Here is a 25,928-nt window from a genome sequence, read left to right on the forward strand (position 1 = left end):
CCGAAATTAAGCAATTGCATTTTAATTGTAGGAAAAAAAATCATCTTTTCAAAGTAAAATGACCTTTATACACTTTGCCATTTGCCCTTGTCACGACAAACCAGTAATCTGTTGCAGGCATATTATGACCATTAAAAGTTCCATCCCAGGCCGAGGCGGCATTTAAATCTTTAATAAATTTTCCGTAGCGATCAAATATCTTAATATTTAAATTAGGTTCTGTTTCTGAGAATTTTATAGCCCAATTTTCATTATACCCATCTCCGTTTGGCGTAAAAAACTTTGGATAATTTAATAGAAAAACTTCCTGATTCACAGTTCCGCAACCGTTTTTATCCCGCACATATACCAGATAATCGCCTGTAGCCAGTCCTGAAAAAGTATTGCTGTCCTGATACGTAATTCCGTCTATAGAATATTCATAACTGCCTAAACTGCTATCGGCAAGTTCTACCACAATTATGTTATCATTATCCGTCCAGTCCTGAGTTACTATATTTAAAATAGTAGCCGCATTGGACAATTTTACTTGAAAATTTTTGACTGCGGAACAAACTGTGCTTCCATGATTTTGGGTTACAGAAACCGAATAAACACCTACAGTAGAAACAGTTATAGATTCTGAGATTGCTCCTGTTGACCACAAATAACTGTCGAAACCTGAACCAGCATTTATAGAAACATCTTTGCCTTGACATAACGAAACTGTATCCGGAATAGAAATTATTGGCTCAGCCACAAGTGTCAGACTCAATTGTCCCACTTGATAACATTTATCATTAGTATCAATTCTGACATAAATTATTACAGTTCCTAATACCAGACCATAGTCAGACGGTGTTGAAATTTGATCTGCTGTCGTTTGATTTTCTGCACCCGACAATGATTTAAAATAGGTAAAAATACAGGAGCTGCAAGTCGCAATTTTTGAATTATAAGCAGTTAAATCTACTGTTTCAGAACCATCGTTCCCATCATCACAAATAAAATCTGTGTTGTCAGTTACTGGTAAACCTGGAGATACTATAGATGCCGAAATTGCTAATCTGTTTACACTTTCGCAACCATTTACAGTTTGCGTGGCATAATATGTTATTCCATTTACCAAGCTTGTAGTCGCTGGCAAAACATTTCCGCCTGTTGGATTGTCGTACCAAATAATTGCAGACCCTGTAAGTACTAAACTTGCAATTGTTGCTTTTTGAGTCGTACAAAAATTTTGTACAGCATCACCTGTTGGTGCTGATGTTGCCTGAATATTTATTACTACCGGAGTACGTAAACTTTCACAACTCGTTAAAGTTTGCGATGCATAATAGGTCTTGTTTTGCAGCGTTGTTGTATTGGTAAGCAAATTTCCATTTACAGCTGCATCGTACCATTTTACATTTGTGCCAGAAATAGCAATATCAGTAATCGTGGCATTTTGCTGCACACAAAAAGTTTGTGGTGTCGTTACAACAGGAAGAGGTTCGGCATTTACAAAAGGTTTGATTTCAACTGAATTTGCTACAAGCGAAACACAGCCAATTGTGTTTTTTATCACAACCTGATAAGTCCCAGGAAGCAGATTGGTAGTAGTATTACTTGTAGTCCAGTTTTGCCCACCATCAAAACTGTAAGACGCCGCACTATCTGTAACCGTAATGGTTCCTGTAGCCGTAAAACAATCCGGTTGCGTAATATTTACTATTGGAGTTGGCGGATATCCCGGCGGAATACTAATTGTAGCTTTAATTGGTGTGGTTTCGCACAAAGTACTATTTCGTGTTTTGACCCAATAATCTCCCGGAACAAATCCGGTTTTTACATTACTAGACTGCCAGTTTTCTCCATTGTCAAAACTATATTCTGCATCCGGACTGGTAACTGTAATTGTGCCGAATGGATTGGTACAAATTACAGGTTGAATAATATTTATTGTTGGTGTCTCGCTTGAAACAGCTACTAAATTAATATGAGCTGAAACCGGAGCCGAAACGCAGCTGGAACTTTTAGTAGTAACATTATAATCACCACCCGATAAACCAGAAAAAACCATAGATGATTGATAATTAATACCGTCTACACTATACAAAAGTCCTGTTGGGGCTGTTATCATAATCGTCCCCGAAGGCACATCGCAATTGGGTTGTATTGTTTCTACGGTAGGTTGTATTGGTCCTGATTTTACATTGATTGTTATCTCGTTAGAAAAGACACGGCAATTAGTAGAACTAATATTAGAACTATCAGCAGTTGCCAGACGATATTTATAAGTACCAATACCCCCTGAAACAAAAGTATAGGTAGCAGCAGTTGCTCCTGAAATATCTGTCCAGGTTATTCCTCCATCAGTACTATTTTGCCATTGATAACCAGTCGTTGTGTAGGCTGAAGACAAAACAGATCCGCTCAGTGTTATTGATTTAGATTCACCTTCACACACTTCCAGATTCGTTACTGATTCGTTTATAATTGTCGAAGTAACCGTTGGTCCGCAGGCTCTAAAAGTAATATCATCCAGAGCAATATCATTTCCTGGGGCAGCACCTGCCTTATTATTTCGCATTCGGATGATAACCGTTGAAACCCCGGATGGAGTCGTAAAAAAGAATCCGTATTGTTTCCATACCGCACTACTCGACAAACCAATATCTCCTGTATTGTAGGTCCCTAAAATTGCACCGCTGGTATCTTCAATCGTAAAAGTAATATTGGGCAGACTATTATCCTGACTTCTCAACAGGTTCATGATCCAGGCAGCAAACTCATAAGTAGTCCCTGCACACAAACCTGAAACCGTATTTTTATAAAAATAATCGGTAGTAGAAATGCTTGCATTTACGACCATCATATAACCTCCGCCTGTATGATCAGTAGTTGTCCACCATGTTCCTGCTGTGTTTGTCCTGCTTTCGATTGTATAAGAACCATCGCTTGGAAAATCTGCCGTAGTCCAGGTATAACTGGTAATTCCGCTTCCTAAAGCTGTGCCATGTGTTGCCGTTCCAGAACCAAAATCCAATTTAACCACCGGATCACCTAAACTACCGGTACATAACTGCGCCTGTAATTTTGATACAAAAAAAAGTGTGCTTACTGCAAAATAAAAGGCGATACGATTCAAAATAAAGTCATTTTATTTCGGTAAAACTACTTTATTAAAAAATCAATTGTTAAACTTTTAGACCAATTCATATAAATGGACGATGAATCCTAAACTCCTATCTATTACCATTTTATTTAAAACTCAAATCATGAATAAAATCTATTTTAACCATAATAGAAAGTACACTCTTTTCTTATAAAGAACAATAAAACAGGGCAAAAAAGTGATGGATTGATTTAAAATTATTTACTTCTCAACGACAATTGTAGTAAAAGCCCTGTCAGCTAATTCACCCGTTTTACTTTTTACTTTTTCAGTCAGAGTTTCTGTACAAACTGTTTTGAAAGCCGTTTTATGAATTAAATTTTGAACTTTTTCAGTGCTGTATAATTCAAAACCGTATTGGGTAAAAGGAAGTTTTTTCATGAAACTTCCTTCAGCAAAGGTCAGGCAAAAATTTCCGTTTGGTTTTAAAACCCTGTAAATTTCTGAAAGCAGTTTTTGTGGATCCTGCCAAAAATAAATGGTATTTACTGTGAATATTTTATCAAAAGATTCCTTTTTAAAAGGAATTGCATTTCCGTCATAAATCGAAAAGAAAGCTTGTTTTTGAGAGACGAAATTTCGGTTGATCCGGCGTGCTTCCTGAAACATTAGCTCAGACATTTCGAGTCCGTAATATTTGAGGTTTTTGGCCTGCTCGAAAAGAAATTCGACATGTCCGGCATTTCCATGGCCTAGTTCCAGAATCAAACTCTCCTTTGCTATATTGAGATTTTGAATAGAATGTCTGGTCATATTGATGTTCGTTTCGTTCATCATAATGGCTATTTCGATTCCTTTTTCTCCGGTTGGATGTTTTAACTGGGAGGCTATTTCGTGTAATCCTTCCTGTTCCATAAGGTTCAAATTTAGTACAAATTGAAATTAAAACTCCTAATGCCCTAGCCCAGATGGAAGCGGCATCCTTTTGTGGCGGGGTTCGCCATAAAAGATATAGTAAACAGCTGGAAATAGCTTCTGAAAGCAAATAAACTAATCGCTGTATTTGCCATTCTGAGAAACGAGGAATTTGCGTTGCTAAACCAACAAAGATTGATATTTGTTGGAGCTACTGATAAAAATTCTTTCTTCTTCAGAATGACAATATTGCGCTATTAAATTATGATATTAAAAAACCTGACTCGCGATTTGGCGGATATTCTCAGATTTACCCATTGAATAATAATGCAGAAACGGAACTCCGGCTGCTTTTAATTCTAATGACTGCTGAATTGCCCATTCGATTCCGACTTGTTTGATTTCAGCGTTATTTTTGCATTTATCTACTGCATCAATTAAATCTTCAGGTAGATCGATACGGAAAATCTGTGGCAGGATCTGCATGTGTTTTTGGACTGCAATTGGCTTGATTCCCGGAATAATTGGCACCATAATTCCCATTTCTCTTGCTTTTTCTACGAAAGTAAAATATTTAGCATTGTCGAAAAACATTTGTGTCACCACATAATCTGCTCCGGCATCTACTTTTTCTTTTAGTCTTCTTAAATCAGACTGTAAAGAAGGTGACTCTAAATGTTTCTCCGGATATCCGGCAACGCCAATGCAAAAATCAGCTCTGTTGTCGATATCCATCACCTCGTGAAGATATTTACCGCAATTTAGATCATTGATTTGTCTAACCAGATCCACAGCATAATGATTACCTCCGTCTTTAGGAACAAAAGACTGCTCATGTTTCATGGCATCACCACGAAGCGCCATTACATTATTGATTCCCAGATAATGGCAATCCACCAGCATGTATTCGGTTTCTTCCTGTGTAAAACCGCCACAAAGCAAATGCGGAACGGTATCTACATTGTATTTATGCTTTATAGAAGCACAGATCCCTAGTGTTCCCGGACGCATACGGGTGAGTTTTTTATCTAAAAGTCCGTTGCCCCGATCGATATAAATATATTCTTCGCGAGAAGTAGTTACATCAATAAACGGAGGTTTAAACTCCATCAACGGATCGATATTGTCGTATAATTCCTGAATACTTTTCCCTTTTTGAGGCGGAATAATTTCAAATGAGAATAATGTTTTTCCTTTGGCGTTTTCTATATGTTCTGTTACTTTCATTGTAAGTCTTAAAGTTTGAATGTCGAAAGTCAAAAGTCATGTCCTTTGAGACTTTATGACTTTTGACTTTATGACTATATTTTAGTCTGCTATATTAGGATTTAACCATTTCATGGCGTAATCGGTTGGAACATTGCGTCGTTTGGCGTAATCGGTAACCTGATCTTCTTTTATTTTACCGAGTCCGAAATATTTGCTTTTCGGGTTTCCGAAATAATACCCGGAAACTGATGAAGCCGGCCACATTGCCATACTTTCTGTCAGCGTTACTCCAATCTGTTTTTCAACATCCAGAAGTTTCCAAATCGTTGGTTTCTCTAAGTGATCCGGACAAGCCGGATATCCTGGTGCCGGACGGATTCCTTTATAATTTTCTTTAATCAGTTCTTCGTTTGTTAAAGACTCTTCTCGATCATAGCCCCAGAAATCTTTACGCACTTTTTCGTGAAGATATTCGGCGAAAGCCTCAGCAAAACGATCAGCCAATGCTTTTACCATAATCGAATTATAATCGTCAAGGTTTTTCTCATATTCGGCTGCCCATTCATCAACACCAAAACCGGTTGTGACACAAAATGCGCCCATATAATCTGTTTTTCCGCTTTCTTTTGGAGCAATAAAATCTGCCAAAGCAATGTTTGGAGCACCTTTGGTTTTTTGTGATTGCATTCTCAGCGTCAGAAATTTTTCTAAAAATTTTCCGTTTTCATCTCTTAATTCGATATCGTCATCATCCACCTGGTTACAAGGAAAAATTCCGTAAATACCTTTTGCTCTTAGTTTTTTCTCTTCCAGAATCACTTTTAACATTGCCTGAGCATCTGCAAAAACAGCAGTGGCCTGTTCACCTACAACCTCATCCGTTAAAATCGCCGGATATTTTCCATACAATTCCCAAGTTTGAAAAAAGGGTGTCCAGTCAATATAGGGAACCAGAACATCCAGTTCAACTTCAACAATCTGAGATCCGATAACTTTTGGTTTTACCGGAGCATATTCGTCCCAGTCTAATTGTAATTTGTTTTTACGGGCATCTTCTATCGTCAGGAAGTTTTTATCTCTCGAACGATTCAAAAATGTTTCTCTAAAAGAATCGTATTCTGCACGGATATCCGCAGCATATATTTTTCGGTTATGGTCCAACAGGTTTCCGGCAACCGTCACCGCTCTCGAAGCATCGTTTACGTGAATAACTGTTTCTCTGTATTGTGGAGCGATTTTCACGGCCGTATGCGCACGCGAAGTCGTTGCACCACCAATCATAATCGGGATTTTTATGTTTTGTTTGTCTAATTCTTTGGCCAGATACACCATTTCGTCAAGTGAAGGCGTAATCAGTCCGCTTAATCCGATAATGTCGACATTATGCTCGATTGCCGCTGCGATAATTTTTTCAGGAGGCACCATAACACCCAAATCTACGATCTCATAATTGTTACAGGCCAAAACCACCGAAACAATGTTTTTACCAATATCGTGAACGTCACCTTTTACAGTTGCCATCAGGATTTTTCCGTTTCCGGATTTATCTCCGGCTTGTTTACTGGCTTCGATAAACGGCAATAAATACGCCACCGCTTTTTTCATAACACGAGCCGATTTTACTACCTGAGGCAGGAACATTTTTCCGCTTCCGAATAAATCTCCAACCACATTCATTCCCGTCATCAAATTGATTTCAATAACCTCGATTGGTTTTGTGGCTGCTAAACGGGCTTCTTCTACATCTTCTTCGATAAAAGCATCGATTCCCTTTACCAAAGAATGTGTAATACGATCCTGAACCGATCCTAAACGCCATTCCTGAATGGTTTTTTCGTCGCTTTTTACTTCTCCCTTTACATTTTCTGCAAAATCCAGAAGTCGCTCTGTTGCATCGTCGCGTCTGTCCAGAATTACATCTTCAACATGTTCTAATAAATCTTTTTCAATATCATCGTAAATCGTTAACATCTCTGGATTTACGATTCCCATCGTCATTCCGTTTTTGATTGCGTGATACAAAAAAACCGAGTGCATGGCCTCGCGAACGTGATCGTTTCCTCTAAACGAAAACGATACGTTACTCACGCCACCACTTATATGTGCGTGTGGCAGATTCTCCCGAACCCATTTTGTACCTCTAAAAAAGTCAATTGCATTTAAACGGTGTTCTTCCATTCCGGTTGCAACCGGGAAAATATTCAAATCGAAAATAATATCCTGAGGCGGAAATCCAACTTTATTGACCAGAATATCATACGAACGCTGGCAGATCTCAACTCTACGGTCGTAATTATCTGCCTGACCTACTTCATCAAAAGCCATGACAATCGCTGCAGCACCGTATCGCTTAATCAGTTTTGCGTGATGAATAAAAGCTTCTTCTCCTTCTTTTAACGAAATCGAGTTGACCACACTTTTTCCCTGCACAACCTTCAGACCAGCCTCTATGATTTCCCATTTCGAGCTGTCGATCATAATAGGCACTCTCGAAATATCCGGTTCTGCCGCAATTAAATTCAGGAATTTGGTCATGGCATTTACACCGTCCAACATTCCCTCGTCCATATTGATGTCGATAATCTGTGCGCCTCCTTCTACCTGCTGCCTTGCAATATCAAGTGCTTCATCGTACTTCTCTTCCTTGATCAAGCGCAGGAATTTTCTTGAACCCGTTACGTTTGTACGCTCTCCAATGTTTACAAAAACACTTTCGGGCGTAATAATCAACGGTTCTAATCCTGCCAATACAAGGTCTCTTCTTTTTTCTGCCATTTTCTTTTTAATTTTCAACGGAATAAATTCCGTTGCTACTATTTCTCGTTCCTCTGGAACTATTATTCAACGTCTTGCTTGTCTTTGAGAGGAACAAAGCAATCTCATTCTAATATTTCAAATCCTACAAGATTTACAAAATCTTTTAGGTTTATTTATTTTCTAATCTTATTTTGGGCGTGTCCCAAGGGCCGGGCTATCCGTTACAAGTCCTCGACCAATTCCGTTATCACTGCATCGGTCTGTGGGCTTTTCTCTTCTATCCCTCACGCAAACTCAGTTTCATAATAATGTTTATGTTTTTCCGAGGTTTTAATTTTTCTTATTCTAACAATTTATCCAGTTGATTTTGAAGCGTTTTTTTATCCGGCAGATACAATTGGTATTTACTCAACAAAACTTTGTTTGTAATACTATCTGTTGCGTATTCAACCAAAATATGGTTTTTGTGAGCGCCTAAAACAATTCCAATTGGTTCATTGTCTCCTTCTGTTGCTTCCTCTTTTTTAAAATAATTCAAATACAAATTCATCTGACCAATATCCTGATGATCTATTTCGCCTCTTTTCAAATCAACCAAAACAAAACATTTTAGTATCCTATGATAAAAAAGCAAATCCAGATAAAAATGTTTTCCCCCAATATTCATTCGGTATTGTCTTCCTATAAAAGCAAACCCTTTTCCCATCTCCATAATGAACTGTTGTAAATTGGAAATAATTTTCTCCTCCAATTCATTTTCCAAATAGTGATATTGCTCCGGAATATTCAAAAAATCCAATACAAAAGGATCTTTAATCAAATCCTCGGCATTTTCTACAATATGTCCTTCTTTCGCTAATTTTAAAACACCTTCTTTGTCTTTGCTCAAAGCTAATCTTTCAAACAAAGAACTTTTCATTTGACGTTTTAGCTCCCGAACACTCCATCTTTCATGCTGACATTGTTTGGTATAAAAACTAATTTCTAACTCCGAATCAGCTTTTAAAATTTCAAAATAATGACTCCAGGTCAATAAGTGAGACAGTGTCTCACTTATTGGAAAGGATAGATAAAACTTACGCATGTATAAAAGATTAGATCGACTGAACCCTTTTCCATGAGCTTGTACCAAATCCTTTGAAAGCCTTTCAAATAATTGACTCCCATACTCCGCCTTTTCACTTCCTTTTTGTTCAAACTCAACAATATGTTGCCCAATGTACCAATACGTTTGCACCAAAATAGTATTTACCGATTGTGCTGCTTGTTGCCTGCCTTGTTGCAACAAACTCCCAATTGTATCGATAAGAATACTATATGATTGCCTTTCTGGGTTCATAACTATTTTATTGTCTCAACTTATTTTATATTATTTGCTCTTTACAAAGCTCTTTTTTTAATATTTTGGGCGTGTCCCAAGGGCCCGGGCTATCCGTTACAAGTTCTCAACCAATTCCGTTATCACTACATCGGTCTGTGGGCTTTTCACTTCTATCCCTCACGCAGACTCGGTTTCATAATAAATTTATGTTTTTCCGAGGTTTTTAATTGTATTTTTCATTTGTAGTCATGAGCGTTACGCTCGTGCACAATTCCAACTTATAAATTTTTAAATCCTTTGCGGGTACGAGCTGGAAGATCTCGCTAGCAGGGGCTTCGATCAGACTCTCAAAAAATACTATCTTACCATTGCAATATTTTCATGGAACCATTTCGCTTCTTCTTTTGCTGATATTTCTGCTTGCTTACTCGTAAATCTGCTAAACACAGAAACAAAATCATACGGTTTACTATCATCAAAATAAGGCCCTACTACACCTAACATCCAACCGTCTTTGGCCGCCCAATGAGGTTCGTATGTTCTAAATTTAAACACACAATAGCATACTTTATTACCATCAAAATCTATTGTCACTTTTTCTTCCAACTCTAACTCATCTGGACAAGCATCAAGTTCTGTAGGAAATTCAAGCCAATTTGCTAAATCTGTTTCCGCTCCTTTTTCAATTGTATTAAAAATATTAGGGAACAATTCTAATTTTTTATACTCTTTCAATAACTGAAATGTAATTTTTCTTGTCAATAAATCAGATGCAAAACTTAAAACTTCATCTTCTCTTACTTCTAATCCATTCCTTAATTTTTGATAAATTGGCTCAATTCTTCCAAGTCTTACTTTATTTAATTTTCTGTTTTGAATATTAACAACTATATACCTATAAATTGCAAGCAACAATAATACTGAAACAGCTATGCCAATTATTATGAATATTATTCTCATTAATTTATCTCTAAATTACATACCTACAAGGTTTTAAAAACCTTGCAGGAGACGTTATTCTAAAACAGGCGCCACTCTCGGCTTATAATCTTTCGCAACCTCAGCCATTAATCGAATATGATCCGGAGTGGTTCCGCAACAGCCACCGATGATGTTAATTAAATTATCCTCTAAATATTCTTTAATGAATGCTTGTGTCTGTTCTGGTGTTTCATCATATTGTCCGAAAGCGTTTGGCAATCCTGCATTTGGATGTGCCGAAACGTTGAACTGTGTATGCTGGGATAACGTTTTTAAATACGGTTTCAGCAAATCGGCTCCTAATGCGCAATTGAAACCTACACTCAATAACGGAATATGCGAAACTGAAATCAAAAACGCTTCAACAGTCTGTCCGGAAAGTGTTCTTCCTGAAGCATCGGTAATGGTTCCTGAAACCATGATTGGAATATCGATGTTACGTTCGTCTTTTACTTCTTCGATTGCAAAAAGTGCTGCTTTTGCGTTTAACGTATCAAAAATCGTTTCTACCAAAAGTAAGTCGCAGCCTCCGTCTAATAAAGCCTCAACTTGTTGTTTGTAGGCAATTCGTAAATCGTCAAACGTTACGGCTCTGTAGCCCGGATCGTTTACGTCCGGTGACATGCTTGCCGTACGGTTTGTTGGTCCGATGGAACCGGCTACAAAACGTGGTTTTTCGGGGTTTTTGGCTGTAAATTCGTCTGCTACTTCACGGGCAATTTTAGCCGATTCGTAGTTGAGTTCGTAAACCAGATCTTCCATGAAATAATCGGCCATACCAATTGTCGTTCCGGAGAAGGTGTTGGTTTCTACAATGTCTGCTCCGGCTTCGTAATAGGCTGCGTGAACAGCACGAATTGCCTGTGGCTGCGTGAGGGATAATAAATCATTATTTCCTTTTAAGGGATGCGGAAAATCTTTGAAACGCTCGCCACGAAAATCTTCTTCGGAGAAGTTGTAGCGTTGTAACATGGTTCCCATTGCCCCGTCAAGGATTAGGATTCTTTCTTTTATTGCTTCCTGAATTGTTATTGACATATCTTTTATTTGATGTTCTAAAAAGTTGTAAAAACCTGTTAGATCTCTATTTTTATTTAATTTATATTTTATGTATGAAACTTATACCTAAGAAGTTTTAATAACCTGTTAGGATACGTTTCCAAAAGTTCACTAATGCTGGCTGTTTAGCCCCGATGGGAGCAAATATCCTTTTATTCTGGGGTTCAGAATAAAAGATATGGTGTACAGCGGGAACTATTGCCTGCAAAAATGCACTAATAATTCGCTCCTTTTGCTGAAATTGATTCAGTAAAATTATGTTGTAATGTTGTCAGGAAAAGTGTTGGGAAATACGTGATGTATTTTGCGTTATCTATCTTAATATCATGACATTAAGTAGAATGTAGCACCTTCTTTATGGTAAAGGGTTGCTAAGGTTTCATTGGGTCTTTCCCTCCGCCTTTCGTGATAACTTTCAGTAAAATTAGGAACAGTGCAAAGTAAAGACATAAGTGTAACAATTGCAAGTTTTTTTTAAGTTTCTAAGCTACTTACGTTCCGTGTTTCTAAGCTTAAAATTTCTGAAATAAAAAAGCTCAAACTATTGTGAGAGTTTGAGCTTCTTTTTAAGAATTTAGCTTTTTATACCGAAAAAGACGGGGTGTTTTTTGAAAATAAAGAATGGGCTTGGTTAAAAACTTCTGTCCCATTTTAGAAATGTATCCATGACTTCCTGATGATCTGTTAATTCATTATCTGTCATTTTCATTTCACTGTCAATTTTTGCCTGTTCTTCGGGTGCTAATTCTTCATTCCAATTGTTCATAATAGATAATTTATTTAAATAGATACTTAAAGTTAGTATTTTATCCTGATTTTTCAAAATTTATTTTATGCTACAAAGCTACTAAGCTTCTAAGGGACCAAGATTAAGTTAACATTAATAAAAAAGCTTAAAGTATTGAAGGTTCATAGTTGTGAAACTTCTGCAAACTACAATTAAAGTAAAAAGCCCAAACTTTTAAAAATTTGGGCTTTATAATTTGAAAATGTTAGTCGTTTACTATCTAGCGACTTAGAACTTATCTTTAAACAATCGCTTTAACAACTGCTTTTGGAGCTTCTTTTCGGGTTCCGTCAAAACCGTCTACACCAGAAACTGTGGTGTATTTTAATACGTATTTTTTACCTGGATTGATGATTTGGTACGCTGCCTGACACATTAAAGTCGCTTCGTGAAAACCGCAAAGAATCAGTTTTAATTTTCCAGGGTAGGTATTAACGTCACCAATTGCGAAGATTCCCGGAATATTGGTTTGGTAATCTAATGCGTTGTTTACTTTAATGGCATTTTTCTCGATTTCTAATCCCCAGTCTGCGATTGGACCTAATTTTGGCGTTAAGCCGAAAAGCGGAATAAAATAATCGGTTTCGATTTTGCGGTGTGCTCCGTTCTCTTCGATGTCCAAAGCTTCTACATGCTCAGCACCGTGAATTCCGATTACCTCAGCCGGTGTAATTAATTTGATTTTTCCAGCAGATTTTAATTCCTGTACTTTTTCAACAGAATCCAAAGCTCCTCTGAATTCATTTCTACGGTGAATTAAAGTTACTTCTGAAGCTACATTTGCCAAAAAGATACTCCAGTCTAATGCTGAATCTCCACCTCCGGCAATAACAACTCTTTTATCCCTGAATTTCTCCGGATTTTTGATGAAGTATTTTACACCTTTATCTTCATAAAACTCGATATCTTCAATAAGAGGTTTTCTGGGTTCGAAACTTCCCAAACCTCCGGCAATTGCGATAACCGGTGCGTGAAATTTCTTTCCTTTATTTGAGGTTACGATAAAACTTCCGTCTTCTTGTTTTTCGATCGTTTCTGCACGCTCACCTAAAGTAAAACCAGGTTCAAATTGTTTAATCTGTTCCATTAATCCGTCTACTAAATCTCCCGCTAACACTTCCGGAAAACCAGGAATGTCATAAATTGGCTTTTTAGGGTACAATTCAGAAAGTTGTCCGCCCGGTTGTGGCAAAGCATCTAAAATATGGCATTTTAATTTTAATAATCCTGCCTCGAAAACGGCAAATAAACCTGTTGGTCCTGCTCCAATTATAAGTATATCTGTTTTAATCATTATGGTGTTGTTTATAATCATTCTTAATAATACAAAGAAACGAATAATTTATTCTAATTTCAATGACTTTTATCATTCATTCTTTGCGAAACTTTTACTCTTTATTTTTTAACGAAACGGTAATTTCGTTTCTTTGGTCTCATCGGGTTACAAGCCGACACTACAAAATCGGTCGTTCCTCCGGAACTTTTTTTGTTATTCTTTATTTTTCAAAGATGCTGTTATTTCATTCATCTTCTTCACTTTATCTTCAAAATCGCCTTTCAGCGTTTTTCTGTATTCGTTGAGGTTTTCAACCATTTTGTTGATGTCCTCCGGAATCACTTCTTCAAAAAACTCTCTTAGTCTTTTGGCTGTTGTTGGTGATTTTCCGTTCGTTGAAATCGCAATTTTGACATTTCCTTTTGTTACGATTCCGCCCAGATAATAATCACATAAATCTGGTGTATCGGCAATATTGCAAATCAGATACCGATTTCTGGACAAATCGTATACTCTTTTATTTACTTTTAAATCATCAGTACACGCAATAACCATGTGTCGCTTTTTGAGCATTTTCTTTTTAAACTTCGATTTTGTTAGTTTAATTGAAGGATGCTTTTCTGCCAGAAGCTTTATTTCCAAATGAAAATCTTTTGAAACGACCTCTACATTCGCATTTGGGCTTGATTTCAATAAAAAAGAAAGCTTTTCAAGTCCTACATTTCCTCCACCAACAATCAGCACACTTAGATTGTGAAGCTTTAAGAATACCGGATATAATTCGTTTTGTTCCATTTTAATTTATTTACATCCAGCCAAAATTAGATGATTTTTATTTCGATCAGATTAAAAATATGATTTTATATGCTATACGTTATTGTCATGCGTCCATTGGGTTGAAACCCAACGCTACAAAATCGGTCGTTCCTGCGGAACTTTTCATCTCTCGATTTCTTTTGAGAGAAACTCTTCATAAAATCCTTTTAATTTAGTGCTTTCGCGAACTACTTCTCCAAGAACAATAATCGCCGGTGAACTTAATTTTTGGTCTTTTACGATTTCTAAAATCGAATCCACTGTTCCAACTCCTGTTTTTTCTTCGGTTGTTGTACCGTTTTGAATAATTGCAACGGGTAAATCGCCTTTGTTTTCTTTTTGAAACAGTTCAATAATTTCTGGCAGTTTATGCATTCCCATCACAATTACGACCGTTGCCGATGACTGTGCTGCCAAAGCTACATCTGCCGATAATTCTCTGCTTGATGTTGTACCGGTTATGGCCCAAAAACTTTCTGAAACTCTTCTTTTTGTAATGGAAATTCCCTGACTTGCGGGAACTGCTACTACTGATGAAATTCCGGGAATTACAAAGGTTTCGATTCCGAAGCTTTCTGCAAATTCAATTTCTTCACTTCCACGTCCGAAAATAAAAGGATCTCCACCTTTTAATCTTACTGCGTTTCCATATGTTAAAGCATTATCAACAATCAGCTGATTGATTTGATCCTGTGTATAACTGTGATTCCCTTTTCGTTTTCCAACAAAAATACGGATTGCATTTTTGGGTGCGTACTCTAATATGGCATCATTAGCCAGCGCATCATACAAAACCACATTCGCTTCAGCAAGTGCTTTTACGGCTTTCAGCGTAAGCAAGTCCGGATCTCCGGGACCTGCACCTACTAAAGTGACTTTGGGTTTTACTGTATTATGCATTTTCTAATTCTTGTGCTCTGTATTTTTCTATGATCGCAAAAAATGCAATTCCTTCCTGAATGTATTGTTTCGCAAATGCTTCAGTTGGCTCATTTTTATTGATTTGATATACTAATTCGTTGAACGTCGTCGACAATCGAATTTTTGAACTTTCAATAAAAACTTTATCAAACAAATCTACAATTCCTGCGTGGTTATTTGTTTTTTCGTTTTCAGATAATAACAGTGCTTTTGCACCGTTTACAAATCCTGCATAAGCGTGGTAGATTGCATCTGCCCATTTTCCTTCGTCGAAAGATTCCTGCGCAAAGGTCAGTTTATCTTTTGCCTCTAATAATAAAGTAGCCACCAAATCAATTACAACGCCGGCACATTCTCCCACTCCTACAGCTTTCACATAATTATCTGCATTACCCCAGTCAATAAAATCAGCTTCTGTTAAATTGGTTACATCTGCAAAAGGCTTTAAGATTTCGTAGAAATATTTTTCTCCTTTAGCATCATAATAATTAAGGAATTTTTGTCCGTTTCCGTTAGTGTCAAAATCATTTAATATAGTACGCAACGCATCTGGTCCTCTACGGCTTGGGATTTTGATTACTTTATCAGCAAAACGTCCTTCTCCGTTTCCTAAACGTCCTCCTCCTAATAAAACCTGTAATGCCGGAGCGACTAATTTCCCTGAATTGATTGACATTCCCTGAAAACCAATTGCCGACATATTGTGCTGTCCGCAGGCATTCATACAACCACTGATTTTAATTTCAATTTCTTTATTGTTGCTGTATTGCGGGTATTCTGCTTTGATTACTTTTTCTAATTCATCTGCAATTCCGGTACTGCTCGCAATTCCTAAGTTACACGTATCTGTACCCGGACAAGCTGTAATATCGCCAATTGTATTGTAACCTAAAGCTACCATATCTAATTTGGCTAATTCCTGATAAAAGAAAGGTAAATTTTCTTCTTTTATATGACGGATCACAATATTCTGACGCAATGAAAAACGCAGTTCATTTGCTCCGTAATTCTTAATTAAATCGGCTAATAATCTGGCTTTATCCGTATAAAAATCTCCTAATAAAACTTTGATTCCGATAGCATAATAACCTGCTTGTTTCTGAGCAATTACATTTGATGCTTTCCATGCTTCATAAGCTGCTGTGTCATCAATTGTAACTTGTGGAACTGCTAATAGTGGCTCGGGAATTGGTCCATCAAAAGCAGTGGTATCAATTTCATAAGTTTCGAAAGCGATTGCTTTTTTCTCTTTTTCAACTAAATCTAAGAAAACATCTTTTCCGATTTCTTTGATTAAGAATTTCATACGTGCTTTCATTCTTTTGGCACGCTCACCATATCTGTCAAAAATACGGATGATTCCTTCAGCCGTAGGAATGATTTGGTTTGCCGGAATAAATTCTGAAAGCAATTCGGCATGAGCTGGCTGAGATCCTAAACCTCCACCAAAAACAACTTTAAAACCTTTTTCGCCATTTACAATTTTTGGAATAAATCCTAAATCATGCAAATAACTCAAAGCCGTATCTTCATCTGAAGAAGAGAACGAAATTTTGAATTTACGTCCCATTTCCTGACAGATTGGGTTTCTTAATAAGTACTGGAACATTCCGTGTGCATAAGGCGAAACGTCAAACGGTTCGTTTACATCTACTCCTGCAAGTTCACTTCCTGTAATATTACGAACGGTGTTTCCACAAGCTTCACGCAACGTAATATCGTCTTTTGCCAGTTCTGACCAAAGTTCCGGCGTTCTGTCCAGGCTTACATAGTGGATCTGAATATCCTGACGTGTTGTAATGTGCAAACGTCCTGTAGAATATTTATCTGACACTTCTGTAATTCTTTTTAATTGCTCGCTGGTAACTTTACCATAAGGCAATTTGATCCGAATCATCTGTACACCTTCCTGACGCTGCCCGTAGATTCCACGCGCTAAACGAAGACTACGAAAACGCTCATCATCAATTTTTCCTCCACGGAATAAGTGAATCTTTTTTTCTAAATCGATAATCTCTTTCTGAACTATCGGGTTTTCTATTTCTGTTCTAAAACTTTCCATTTTATTTTTGGCTTTAGGCTTTAAGCTGTACGCTTTAGGCTTTTTTAACTTTGTGTTTTTTGCTTAAAGCTTACAGCAGTGAAACTATCTAATGAATCCTACTCCTGCTGTTGTATTGGTTACGGCATCAATTAAGATAAAAGCTCCGTTTGATTTATTTTCATTATAAGAATCAAAATACAATGCTTTGCTTAATTTGATACTTACTTCTCCAATTTCATTAATTGCTAACTGTGAAGCCGGAGTAGTTCCTGAATAATCAGTTGCAATTGTATTGGTAACGCTCTCAATTTTAGCTAAAACCCTGTTCGTGTTGTGCTGTACAAAATATTTAGCTCCTGGAACTAATTTTTTGCTGTCCATCCAGCATACAGTAGTCACAATGTCTTTTTCAATTTTTGGAAGTTCAGATGATTTTACAATCATATCTCCTCTTGTTACATTGATATCATTTTCTAATTCGATTGTAATTGAAGAACCTGCAACAGCTTCATCAAATTGTTTATCAAAAAAGTGAATATTTGTAACCTTTGATTCTGTTAATGATGGAAGAACTGTAACGGCATCACCTACTTTAATAGAGTTTCCGTATAATTTTCCGGCATATCCTCTAAAATCGTGGTATTCTTCTGTTTTAGGACGAATAACAGTCTGTACCGGAAAACGTGCTTTTCCGCTTTCAAAAACATCTGAAGAATGCAATCCTTCCAAATACTCTAAAATAGTTTGTCCCTGATACCAAGGCATTCCGTCTAATTTATCCACTACATTATCTCCTGTTAAAGCACTTAGCGGAATATAACTTACGTTTTGCTCTTTGAAAGTACTTTTTGCATTTAATGCCTGAAAATCGGCTTTGATTTTATTGAAAACTTCTTCTGAATAATCAACTAAATCCATTTTATTGATGGCAACGATTACCTCTTTTACTCTCAATAAATTATTGATAAAAAAGTGGCGGTATGTTTGCTCAATAACCCCTTTTCTGGCATCAATCAAAATAATAGAAACCTGAGAAGTCGAAGCTCCTGTAACCATGTTTCTGGTATATTCTACGTGACCCGGAGTATCAGCAATAATGTAACTTTTCTTTGCAGTAGAAAAATAAATATGAGCTACGTCTATTGTGATTCCCTGCTCTCTTTCTGCCACTAATCCGTCAGTTGCCAATGAGAAATCAAGATAATCATATCCTTTTTGTTTACTGCTTTTTTCTATTGCTTCAATTTTATCTGTAGTCAATGATTTTGTATCGTATAATAATCTTCCGATCAAAGTACTTTTCCCGTCATCTACACTTCCTGCTGTTGCTATTTTTAAAACGTCCATTCTGTAATATTTTGTTTCAGGTTTAAAGTTTCAGGTTTTCTGTTGAAACTAATAATCTGTATGTTTTTGTTTTCTTGATTTTCACTTTTAAAATTTCGTCTAGAATTGCATTCATAATTCACAATTCATAACTCATAATTATTAAAAGTATCCTTGTTGTTTTCTTTTCTCCATTGCAGCTTCAGAACGTTTATCATCAATTCTGGCGCCTCTTTCTGAAATAGTTGATTCTCTGATTTCACCAACTACTTCTGCAATAGTTGCTGCATAAGATTCAACAGCTGCTGTACAGCTCATATCTCCAACGGTTCTGAAACGAACGATTCTTTCTTCGATTTGCTCGTCTTCTTCCTGATAAACAAAAGGAGAATGTGACCAGATTAAGCCGTCTCTTAAAAAGACTTTTCTTTTGTGTGAAAAATAAATTGACGGAATTTCGATATGCTCTTTTTCTATATAACTCCAAACGTCTAATTCTGTCCAGTTTGAAATTGGGAAAACACGAACATTTTGCCCATTTTCTATTTTTCCATTTAAAATATCAAATAACTCCGGACGCTGGTTTTTCTCATCCCATTGACCGAAATCATCACGAACGGAGAAAATACGTTCTTTAGCTCTTGCTTTTTCTTCATCACGACGTGCACCGCCAATACAGGCATCAAACTTGAATTCTTCGATTGCATCTAAAAGTGTCGTAGTCTGTAAGCTATTTCTGCTTGAATATTTACCAGTCTCTTCAACTACTTTTCCCTGATCAATTGCATCCTGTACGTTACGAACGATCAATTCTAATCCTAATTCTTCTACTAATTTATCTCTGAAAGCAATTGTTTCAGGAAAATTATGTCCCGTATCAACATGCAAAAGAGGAAACGGAATTTTTGCCGGAAAAAATGCTTTTTGTGCCAGACGTACTAATGTTATGGAATCTTTCCCGCCTGAAAAAAGTAAAACCGGTTTGTCAAACTGAGAAACAACTTCTCTAAAGATGTATATCGCTTCACTTTCTAAAGCATTTGTTTTTAATACTGAACTCATTTTTGATATTTTATTTGATATTTTATGTCGTTTCAAGTTTCAGGTTTCAAGTTTTTTACCCAATCTAATACTTTCCACTTTTATTCTATTCTCTCGCTTCTTGCCTCTCTACTCTTTTTTCGCACTATGCAAACCACATTCTTTATGACTGGATTCCCAATACCATCTTCCAGCTCTTATATCTTCTCCCGGAAAAATGGCTCTTGTACAAGGCGCGCAGCCAATACTTACAAAGCCTTTTTTATGCAATACGTTTTGAGGCACATTGTTTTCCTGCAGATAATTTTCAACTTCTTCTAAAGTCCATTTTAATAACGGATTGAATTTAATAATATCGAAACCTCCATCATATTCAAACAAACTCAAATCTTGTCTGTTCTCTGATTGTTCTGCCCTTAAACCTGTAATCCAGACTGCATTTCCTGCTAAAGCTTTTCTTAACGGAACTACTTTTCGAATAAAGCAGCACTCTTTTCTGTTTTCAACCGAGTCATAAAAGCTGTTGGGGCCTTTTTGTTTTAAAAGGTTTTCAACCGCTGCAGCTTCCGGAAAATAAACCTCAATATGTTTTTTATATTTTTTTAATGTCTTATGAAAAACATCGTAGGTTTCCTGAAATAATCTTCCGGTATCTAAAGTAAAAATGGTAATATCCTGATTACTTTTAGCAATATAATCTGTAATTACCTGATCTTCCTGACCAAAAGAAGTCGAAAAAATGATTTTTCCCGAATATTCCGCTGCCAAAAAAGCTAATGTTTCTTCCAGTGAAAAATCTTTAGTTTTATCTAGTAAGGTCTGTACTACTGATGTGCTCATTTCTGTACTTTTAAATTATAAAAATCTATTACCCTATCGGCTTAGTAGATTACTTTGCAAAAATAATACTAATTTGTGAATAACAAAACATTATTTGAAGTTTTTTATTTTTTGAACAGACTGTATTTCAAACGTTTAAAACAATCCTTACAATTTTGACAGAAAGTAAACTAAATTCAAAAGGAACAATCAAGCTAAAAAACTAAATAACAATATCTTATGCCCATTCTTAAAAAATATTAAGCAATAGTCTATAAAATCGATAGGATTATTGTGAATAAGTTGTTATTTTTGGCAAAAAATTTTACATATGGATTTTCAGACAGGGCTTGTTGTTGCAGGTTTATTCGTTGGTTTTGTGGTAGGAATGACCGGAGTTGGAGGTGGTTCATTGATGACACCTATTTTATTATGGTTTGGAATTCCGCCTACAACAGCAGTAGGCACGGACTTATTATATGCAGCATTTACAAAAATGGGCGGTGTTTATGTACACAATAAAAAAAAGAATATCAATTGGAAGATTACAGGTTTACTTTCTCTTGGAAGTGTTCCGGCCGCTATCATAACATTATGGCTATTAGAGAGTATCAAAACAGATATTACTGTTATGAACGCCATAATTAAATACAGTTTAGGCTGGGCATTACTGTTTACTTCTGTTGCTATTTTATTTAAAAAGAAAATAATGGTCTTTTCTGAAAAACATGCAGGAGACCGATTTCATTATGAAAGTACTACACAAAACGTATTAACGGTTGCCATTGGTGTTCTTTTAGGAGCTACTGTAACACTTACTTCAATTGGAGCCGGTGCATTAGGAACCGTCACTTTATTTTTCCTTTATCCACTTTTACCTACCCCAAAACTAGTTGGGACTGAAATCGCTCATGCAGTTCCTTTAACGCTCGTTGCAGGAATCGGGCATGCCTCAATGGGTAATTTAGATCTTGCTTTACTTGGTCAGTTGTTATTAGGATCTCTTCCCGGAATTTACATAGGCAGCATGTTAAGCGGAAAAGTTCCTGATTTATTCTTAAGGAATGCTATCGCCATCATGTTGTTTATGGTAGGTTATAAATTGGTTTTTTAGACATATATCCTGAAAAAAATCCCGTTTCAAAATTGAAACGGGATTTTTTTATATCAAAGACAGTATTTAAAATGCAATATCAGCCAGAGAATTACTTTCTAATATCTTAAGAGTGTTGTCGCGAACTTCTGTCATTAAACGTCTTGCTGCACAGGTTGTTTCGTCATCGCAATCATCGCATTTTTCATAAAAATTATGACTGGCACAAGGCAATAGTGCAATTGGCCCTTCCAAAATACGATAGACTTTGGCCATACTGATATCTTTTGGCTCTTTTATGAGATAATATCCTCCGCCTTTTCCTTTTTTGGCTCCGAGAAAACCGGAGTTTCTCAAGAGCAGTAAAATACTTTCCAGAAATTTAATCGAAATATGTTCGTTTTTTGCTATTTCAGCAATTTGTACTGGCTCATTGTTTTCCCGTCTGGCCAGATAAGTTAAAGCTTTGATTCCGTATTTTGTTTTCTTTGAAAGCATTTTTAAATTTTAGATTGTAGATTTTAATATCTCAAAATCTTTACAAATTTTTCTGCAACAAAAATATACTTTTTAAACGAGAATATCAGTAGAATAAGATTTAATTCTACCAAACCAATCGAGTTTACTCGTTTGTTTCCTCAACTCCTATCAATTTAAACTCATCAAACATTTTCTTTTCTTCAGCTAAAGCTTTTTTATCTACAACATAAGTATCAGACAAAGAATCATGCCACCCTCTTCCTGCACTTCCTAAAAAAGAAAATACCTCAAAAGGAATTAAACGGCTAAGGCTTCTTTTTAAAACAGCTGCAAAACCTGGTTTTACTCCGTTTTCATCGACAACAATTGTTCTGGTAATAACCTTGGCTAACGATCTTCCGAAAATACCTTCAGTAACCATATAATACACTATCATAATCATTACAAAAACAACCTCTCCTTCGAGATCACTCATATTTGTCATCCAAAATAGCAGTTCGCTCCAGTCAAAAAGGCTGGCAAAAATGGCAAAGAAAAATGCTAAAATTATTATTAACAGAAAAATAAAGATGACATCCAAAATATAATTTAAAAGGCGCTTACCATTTGATGCTAATAATTTATCATCCAAAGTATAAGTACAATTATTCATACAATATTAATTTAGTTAATGTTTAGTTGACAACAAAAATATACTTTTTGATTAAACATTTACAAAAATTCATTACAAATAACAGCAACGTTGTTTTGATCTAAATATAATTGATGAGCTTGGTTTTCAAAAAAATGGCGGGAAACTTTCATATCTGAAAACCACTTTAGATCTGGTAAATTTAAATCCTTATCTCCAAAATATAATTTTATCTTACAATCTGGCAAATGAGTTTCATATCTTAATCTTGTTGACGAAACAGCTATTAAATAAGACGCTTTTAAACCTTTCAAAGAAGCTTTCCATGCAATTGTTCCTCCAATACTAAAACCTAAAACAGCGACTTCATCTTTTTCAAGTTCTAATAAATTGTGAACTGCCTTATCAATTCCTCCATTTAGAAATTGATTGTGAATATCCATTTCTGTGAAATCTAAAACAGTAATATTAGCTAATTCAAGAACATCATAATATTGAATATCAAATTTAAGTTCCAATAAATCTATATACAGTTTTACCCACTCTGGATTTTTCCCTCCAAATACATCCGACAAAATGAGTAATCTTGGTTTCATTAGAAAAATTGCTTATCAATCTGTTTCCTGAACTCCTATTAATCTAAACTCCTCAAACATTTTTATATCTTCCTCCAAACCTTGTTTACTAACTACATAAGTATCAGAAATAGAATCATGCCAACCACGAGACCCTAAAAACGAAAAAGCATCAAAAGGAATTGAACGGCATAGAGTTCTTTTAAAAATTGTTCCAAAACCAGGTTTTAAACCATTCTCATTGACAACGATTGTTCCCGTTACGAGCTTACCTAAAGTTCTTCCAAATAAACCCTCGGTCAAAACATAATAAATTATAGCTATCGCAATGCTTACAAAAAACCATGTTACATTGCCTGAGTTATAAACCCAAAACCCGAATCCTGTTAAACCAATAGAATCCAAAACATTAATAACAAAAGGTAAAACCAATCCAAATGCATACGAAAACACATATGTAAGTGCATAATCGATAGTGTAATTTAAAAAACGTTGTCCGTTAGAAGCTAATAATTCTTCTTCTACAATATAAGTCGATTGGCTCATGTTATCATTAGTTTAGTTTATAATTTTCAACTGCTTATCGACAAAAATATACTTTTTAGTTCAACAATTACAAAACAAAATAACGATTTTTAACAGTACTAAATTTACAGTCAAAAATCGTTATTATTTTAGATTTTTAATAAATCTGAAAATATTTAAGAAAGTGCCTGCTCCAAATCGGCAATGACATCTTTTACAGTTTCCAGACCTACAGAAACACGCACCAAACCTTCTGTAATTCCAACAGCTAATTTTTCCTCAACAGATAATTTGCTGTGGGTTGTTGATGCGGGATGCGTTACAATGGTTTTAACATCGCCAATATTTGCTGAAAGCGAACACAATTTAATCTTATCCAGAAATTTACGTCCTGCTTCTATTCCGCCTTTAATTTCAAATGCAATAATGTTACCGCCTAAAAGCATTTGTTTTTTGGCAATTTCATATTTTGGATGTGACTTTAAGAACGGATATTTCACACTGTTTACATTGGGGTGACTTTCTAAAAATTCGGCAACTTTCAAAGCATTTTCGCAATGTTTGTCAACACGAACGGCCAGAGTTTCTAAACTTTTTGACAAAACCCACGCATTAAATGGTGACATTGCCGGACCTGTATTTCTTGAAAACAAGTATATTTTACGAATTAACTCCGCATCACCAACTGCAATACCGCCTAAAACACGTCCCTGACCATCCATTAGTTTTGTAGCAGAATGCACTACTATATGTGCTCCGTATTTAATTGGCTGCTGAATGTATGGTGTCGCGAAACAGTTGTCGATTATCAATATTAGATTGTGTTTTTTAGCGATTTGTCCCAACAACTCTAAATCAATCACATCTACTCCCGGATTTGTAGGTGTTTCAGCATATAAAATTTTAGTATTTGGTTTAATACAACTTTCTATAGTTTCCGGTTTGTTGATATCAAAATAGGTCGTTTCAATATTCCATTTCGGAAAATAAGTCATAAACAATGCATGTGTCGAACCGAAAACACTTCCGGCAGAAACAATATGATCGCCTGCATCCAGCAAAGCAGCAAAAGTCGAATATATAGCTGCCATTCCGGTTGCAAAAGCATATCCAGCCTCAGCACCTTCCATAGCGCAAACTTTATCCACAAACTCGGTTGTGTTTGGATTACTGAAACGAGAATAAATATTACGTACTTTTTCTTCTGTAAAAGATGCTCTCATATCCTCTGCATCTTCAAATACAAAACTTGACGATAGATACAAAGGCGTCGAATGTTCCTGAAATTGTGATTTCTCTAAATGATTACGTATGGCTTGCGTTTCAAACCCAAATTCTTGTTCGTTCATTTTATTTGTTTTTCTTGTTTCAAGTTTTAAGTTTTAAGTTTCAGGTTTTTTGGAATCGGCAATAACCAGCACTTAAAACTCAAACTGTTTAGAGTTGTTATTCAATGTTCATTTTGAATTATCTCATTCTCTAATTGACTCATTTTCTAATTATTTATTTTTCTAACTCTACTCCGTTCAAAATTACTTTATAATGAATGGTTGCTGTAGGCTCAACTGTTTTAGAAACCGAGCAATATTTTTCGAAAGACAATTGTGCTGCTTTAGCTGCTTTGTCTTCTTTAATGTTTCCTTCCAAAGAAAAAACTACATAAATATCTTTAAATGGCTTTGCTTCTCCTACCTGTACGCGCTCGCCCTCAACCTCAGCTTTGAAAGAAGTAATTTCCTGACGTTGCTTTTTCAGGATTGAAATCATATCAATTCCGCTACAGCCTGCTACTCCCATCAAAACTAATTCCATAGGACTTGGTCCCATATCATTTCCTCCAAATTCTGGTCGTGCATCAACATTTACTACATGTCCACGTTCATTTTTTAATTGAAAATGGAAGTTTTCGTTTACTCTGTCTAATGTTATTTTCATTGTGCTTTTTTTTATTTTTTACCTTTTGTTATCAAAGTTTAGCTCCTTTTATAAACAAAACTGATCTAATAGATTGCTCTTTCAAATAAAGAAACTTTTTTCTTTCCTCATCATGTTTGAAATTCTCAAAATCTTCTTCTGATGCAAACTCCACCAAATGAATTTCATACGGTTTCTCAATATTACTTTCAATATAACTTTTATCATCTGGTCGTACCCGAAGTAATAATTGACCATTATATTTCAAAATCGTTGGAATGGCAATATCTTCAAACTGATGAAAAACTTCTTCCTGTCCTTCGATTACATATATTAATTGTGTTATAAATATCATTTGCTAA

The 25,928-nt window shown here is 35.9% G+C and carries 23 protein-coding genes and 1 riboswitch; of the genes, 1 reads left to right on the forward strand and 22 read right to left on the reverse strand.

Annotated features, from left to right (window positions below; all coding sequences use genetic code 11):
* Positions 1-40: 40 nt before the first annotated feature.
* The 15 genes from DMB65_RS05960 to DMB65_RS06030 form a co-directional block, all read right to left on the reverse strand.
* Complete coding sequence (locus DMB65_RS05960) at positions 41-3,109, reverse strand: T9SS type B sorting domain-containing protein (RefSeq protein ID WP_110305743.1); 3,069 nt, start codon at positions 3,107-3,109, stop codon at positions 41-43.
* Positions 3,110-3,337: 228 nt separating this feature from the next.
* Positions 3,338-3,991, reverse strand: a complete 654-nt coding sequence (locus tag DMB65_RS05965) for a class I SAM-dependent methyltransferase (protein ID WP_110305744.1) — start codon at positions 3,989-3,991, stop codon at positions 3,338-3,340.
* Positions 3,992-4,261: 270 nt separating this feature from the next.
* Positions 4,262-5,218: a methylenetetrahydrofolate reductase [NAD(P)H] gene (gene metF / locus DMB65_RS05970; protein ID WP_110305745.1), complete on the reverse strand. Its 957-nt coding sequence runs from the start codon at positions 5,216-5,218 to the stop codon at positions 4,262-4,264.
* Between the two features lie 81 nt (positions 5,219-5,299).
* Entirely contained in the window at positions 5,300-7,975 is a 2,676-nt protein-coding gene (gene metH / locus DMB65_RS05975) for a methionine synthase (protein ID WP_110305746.1), read from the reverse strand.
* A 322-nt stretch (positions 7,976-8,297) separates the two neighbouring features.
* A complete protein-coding gene (locus DMB65_RS05980) occupies positions 8,298-9,296 on the reverse strand; it encodes a PDDEXK nuclease domain-containing protein (RefSeq protein ID WP_110305747.1) in 999 nt (332 codons plus the stop codon).
* A gap of 339 nt (positions 9,297-9,635) precedes the next feature.
* Positions 9,636-10,238 carry a hypothetical protein gene (locus DMB65_RS05985; protein ID WP_110305748.1) on the reverse strand — a complete coding sequence of 201 codons (603 nt, stop codon included), beginning with the start codon at positions 10,236-10,238 and terminating at the stop codon, positions 9,636-9,638.
* A gap of 54 nt (positions 10,239-10,292) precedes the next feature.
* Positions 10,293-11,297: a homocysteine S-methyltransferase family protein gene (locus tag DMB65_RS05990; protein ID WP_110305749.1), complete on the reverse strand. Its 1,005-nt coding sequence runs from the start codon at positions 11,295-11,297 to the stop codon at positions 10,293-10,295.
* A gap of 327 nt (positions 11,298-11,624) precedes the next feature.
* Positions 11,625-11,733, reverse strand: a riboswitch (SAM riboswitch).
* A gap of 216 nt (positions 11,734-11,949) precedes the next feature.
* On the reverse strand, positions 11,950-12,084 hold the full coding sequence (locus DMB65_RS22590) for a hypothetical protein (RefSeq protein ID WP_262511962.1): 135 nt from the start codon (positions 12,082-12,084) through the stop codon (positions 11,950-11,952).
* 262 nt (positions 12,085-12,346) lie between these two features.
* Positions 12,347-13,399 (reverse strand): NAD(P)/FAD-dependent oxidoreductase, encoded by a 1,053-nt coding sequence (locus DMB65_RS06000; RefSeq protein WP_110305751.1) that lies wholly within the window; start codon positions 13,397-13,399, stop codon positions 12,347-12,349.
* 195 nt (positions 13,400-13,594) lie between these two features.
* Positions 13,595-14,176, reverse strand: coding sequence for a precorrin-2 dehydrogenase/sirohydrochlorin ferrochelatase family protein (locus DMB65_RS06005; protein WP_110305752.1), 582 nt, complete (start codon positions 14,174-14,176; stop codon positions 13,595-13,597).
* Positions 14,177-14,320: 144 nt separating this feature from the next.
* Positions 14,321-15,097, reverse strand: a complete 777-nt coding sequence (gene cobA / locus DMB65_RS06010; RefSeq protein ID WP_110305753.1) for a uroporphyrinogen-III C-methyltransferase — start codon at positions 15,095-15,097, stop codon at positions 14,321-14,323.
* Entirely contained in the window at positions 15,090-17,180 is a 2,091-nt protein-coding gene (locus tag DMB65_RS06015; protein WP_110305754.1) for a HEPN domain-containing protein, read from the reverse strand. Before DMB65_RS06015 ends, cobA begins: the two co-directional genes overlap by 8 nt.
* A gap of 84 nt (positions 17,181-17,264) precedes the next feature.
* Positions 17,265-18,509: a sulfate adenylyltransferase subunit 1 gene (locus DMB65_RS06020; protein WP_110305755.1), complete on the reverse strand. Its 1,245-nt coding sequence runs from the start codon at positions 18,507-18,509 to the stop codon at positions 17,265-17,267.
* Positions 18,510-18,650: 141 nt separating this feature from the next.
* On the reverse strand, positions 18,651-19,550 hold the full coding sequence (gene cysD, locus DMB65_RS06025) for a sulfate adenylyltransferase subunit CysD (RefSeq protein WP_110305756.1): 900 nt from the start codon (positions 19,548-19,550) through the stop codon (positions 18,651-18,653).
* A gap of 108 nt (positions 19,551-19,658) precedes the next feature.
* Positions 19,659-20,369, reverse strand: a complete 711-nt coding sequence (locus DMB65_RS06030; RefSeq protein ID WP_110305757.1) for a phosphoadenylyl-sulfate reductase — start codon at positions 20,367-20,369, stop codon at positions 19,659-19,661.
* A 310-nt stretch (positions 20,370-20,679) separates the two neighbouring features.
* Here DMB65_RS06030 and DMB65_RS06035 point away from each other — a divergent pair, with 310 nt between their 5' ends.
* Positions 20,680-21,462, forward strand: coding sequence for a sulfite exporter TauE/SafE family protein (locus tag DMB65_RS06035; RefSeq protein WP_110305758.1), 783 nt, complete (start codon positions 20,680-20,682; stop codon positions 21,460-21,462).
* Between the two features lie 66 nt (positions 21,463-21,528).
* On the opposite strand, the gene DMB65_RS06040 is transcribed toward DMB65_RS06035, so the two are convergent.
* The 7 genes from DMB65_RS06040 to DMB65_RS06070 all read right to left on the reverse strand — a co-directional run bounded on the left by DMB65_RS06040 (position 21,529) and on the right by DMB65_RS06070 (position 25,921).
* Positions 21,529-21,939: an RrF2 family transcriptional regulator gene (locus tag DMB65_RS06040; RefSeq protein WP_110305759.1), complete on the reverse strand. Its 411-nt coding sequence runs from the start codon at positions 21,937-21,939 to the stop codon at positions 21,529-21,531.
* 124 nt (positions 21,940-22,063) lie between these two features.
* A complete protein-coding gene (locus tag DMB65_RS06045; protein WP_110305760.1) occupies positions 22,064-22,573 on the reverse strand; it encodes an RDD family protein in 510 nt (169 codons plus the stop codon).
* A 59-nt stretch (positions 22,574-22,632) separates the two neighbouring features.
* On the reverse strand, positions 22,633-23,148 hold the full coding sequence (locus tag DMB65_RS06050; protein WP_110305761.1) for an alpha/beta hydrolase: 516 nt from the start codon (positions 23,146-23,148) through the stop codon (positions 22,633-22,635).
* A gap of 15 nt (positions 23,149-23,163) precedes the next feature.
* A complete protein-coding gene (locus tag DMB65_RS06055; protein ID WP_110305762.1) occupies positions 23,164-23,673 on the reverse strand; it encodes an RDD family protein in 510 nt (169 codons plus the stop codon).
* 155 nt (positions 23,674-23,828) lie between these two features.
* On the reverse strand, positions 23,829-25,001 hold the full coding sequence (locus DMB65_RS06060; protein WP_110305763.1) for a trans-sulfuration enzyme family protein: 1,173 nt from the start codon (positions 24,999-25,001) through the stop codon (positions 23,829-23,831).
* 154 nt (positions 25,002-25,155) lie between these two features.
* Positions 25,156-25,587, reverse strand: a complete 432-nt coding sequence (locus DMB65_RS06065) for an OsmC family protein (RefSeq protein WP_110305764.1) — start codon at positions 25,585-25,587, stop codon at positions 25,156-25,158.
* Between the two features lie 31 nt (positions 25,588-25,618).
* On the reverse strand, positions 25,619-25,921 hold the full coding sequence (locus DMB65_RS06070) for a DUF1330 domain-containing protein (protein WP_110305765.1): 303 nt from the start codon (positions 25,919-25,921) through the stop codon (positions 25,619-25,621).
* Positions 25,922-25,928 lie beyond the last annotated feature (7 nt).

This window comes from Flavobacterium cheongpyeongense (assembly GCF_003202435.1).
Lineage (GTDB): Bacteria > Bacteroidota > Bacteroidia > Flavobacteriales > Flavobacteriaceae > Flavobacterium > Flavobacterium cheongpyeongense.

Coding starts and splice junctions, on each gene's coding strand:
- DMB65_RS05965 (WP_110305744.1), bottom strand. CDS start 3,991: ATGGAACAGGAAGGATTACACGAAATAGCCTCCCAGTTAAAACATCCA.
- metF (WP_110305745.1), bottom strand. CDS start 5,218: ATGAAAGTAACAGAACATATAGAAAACGCCAAAGGAAAAACATTATTC.
- metH (WP_110305746.1), bottom strand. CDS start 7,975: ATGGCAGAAAAAAGAAGAGACCTTGTATTGGCAGGATTAGAACCGTTG.
- DMB65_RS05980 (WP_110305747.1), bottom strand. CDS start 9,296: ATGAACCCAGAAAGGCAATCATATAGTATTCTTATCGATACAATTGGG.
- DMB65_RS05985 (WP_110305748.1), bottom strand. CDS start 10,238: ATGAGAATAATATTCATAATAATTGGCATAGCTGTTTCAGTATTATTG.
- DMB65_RS05990 (WP_110305749.1), bottom strand. CDS start 11,297: ATGTCAATAACAATTCAGGAAGCAATAAAAGAAAGAATCCTAATCCTT.
- DMB65_RS22590 (WP_262511962.1), bottom strand. CDS start 12,084: ATGAACAATTGGAATGAAGAATTAGCACCCGAAGAACAGGCAAAAATT.
- DMB65_RS06000 (WP_110305751.1), bottom strand. CDS start 13,399: ATGATTAAAACAGATATACTTATAATTGGAGCAGGACCAACAGGTTTA.
- DMB65_RS06005 (WP_110305752.1), bottom strand. CDS start 14,176: ATGGAACAAAACGAATTATATCCGGTATTCTTAAAGCTTCACAATCTA.
- cobA (WP_110305753.1), bottom strand. CDS start 15,097: ATGCATAATACAGTAAAACCCAAAGTCACTTTAGTAGGTGCAGGTCCC.
- DMB65_RS06015 (WP_110305754.1), bottom strand. CDS start 17,180: ATGGAAAGTTTTAGAACAGAAATAGAAAACCCGATAGTTCAGAAAGAG.
- DMB65_RS06020 (WP_110305755.1), bottom strand. CDS start 18,509: ATGGACGTTTTAAAAATAGCAACAGCAGGAAGTGTAGATGACGGGAAA.
- cysD (WP_110305756.1), bottom strand. CDS start 19,550: ATGAGTTCAGTATTAAAAACAAATGCTTTAGAAAGTGAAGCGATATAC.
- DMB65_RS06030 (WP_110305757.1), bottom strand. CDS start 20,369: ATGAGCACATCAGTAGTACAGACCTTACTAGATAAAACTAAAGATTTT.
- DMB65_RS06035 (WP_110305758.1), top strand. CDS start 20,680: ATGGATTTTCAGACAGGGCTTGTTGTTGCAGGTTTATTCGTTGGTTTT.
- DMB65_RS06040 (WP_110305759.1), bottom strand. CDS start 21,939: ATGCTTTCAAAGAAAACAAAATACGGAATCAAAGCTTTAACTTATCTG.
- DMB65_RS06045 (WP_110305760.1), bottom strand. CDS start 22,573: ATGAATAATTGTACTTATACTTTGGATGATAAATTATTAGCATCAAAT.
- DMB65_RS06050 (WP_110305761.1), bottom strand. CDS start 23,148: ATGAAACCAAGATTACTCATTTTGTCGGATGTATTTGGAGGGAAAAAT.
- DMB65_RS06055 (WP_110305762.1), bottom strand. CDS start 23,673: ATGAGCCAATCGACTTATATTGTAGAAGAAGAATTATTAGCTTCTAAC.
- DMB65_RS06060 (WP_110305763.1), bottom strand. CDS start 25,001: ATGAACGAACAAGAATTTGGGTTTGAAACGCAAGCCATACGTAATCAT.
- DMB65_RS06065 (WP_110305764.1), bottom strand. CDS start 25,587: ATGAAAATAACATTAGACAGAGTAAACGAAAACTTCCATTTTCAATTA.
- DMB65_RS06070 (WP_110305765.1), bottom strand. CDS start 25,921: ATGATATTTATAACACAATTAATATATGTAATCGAAGGACAGGAAGAA.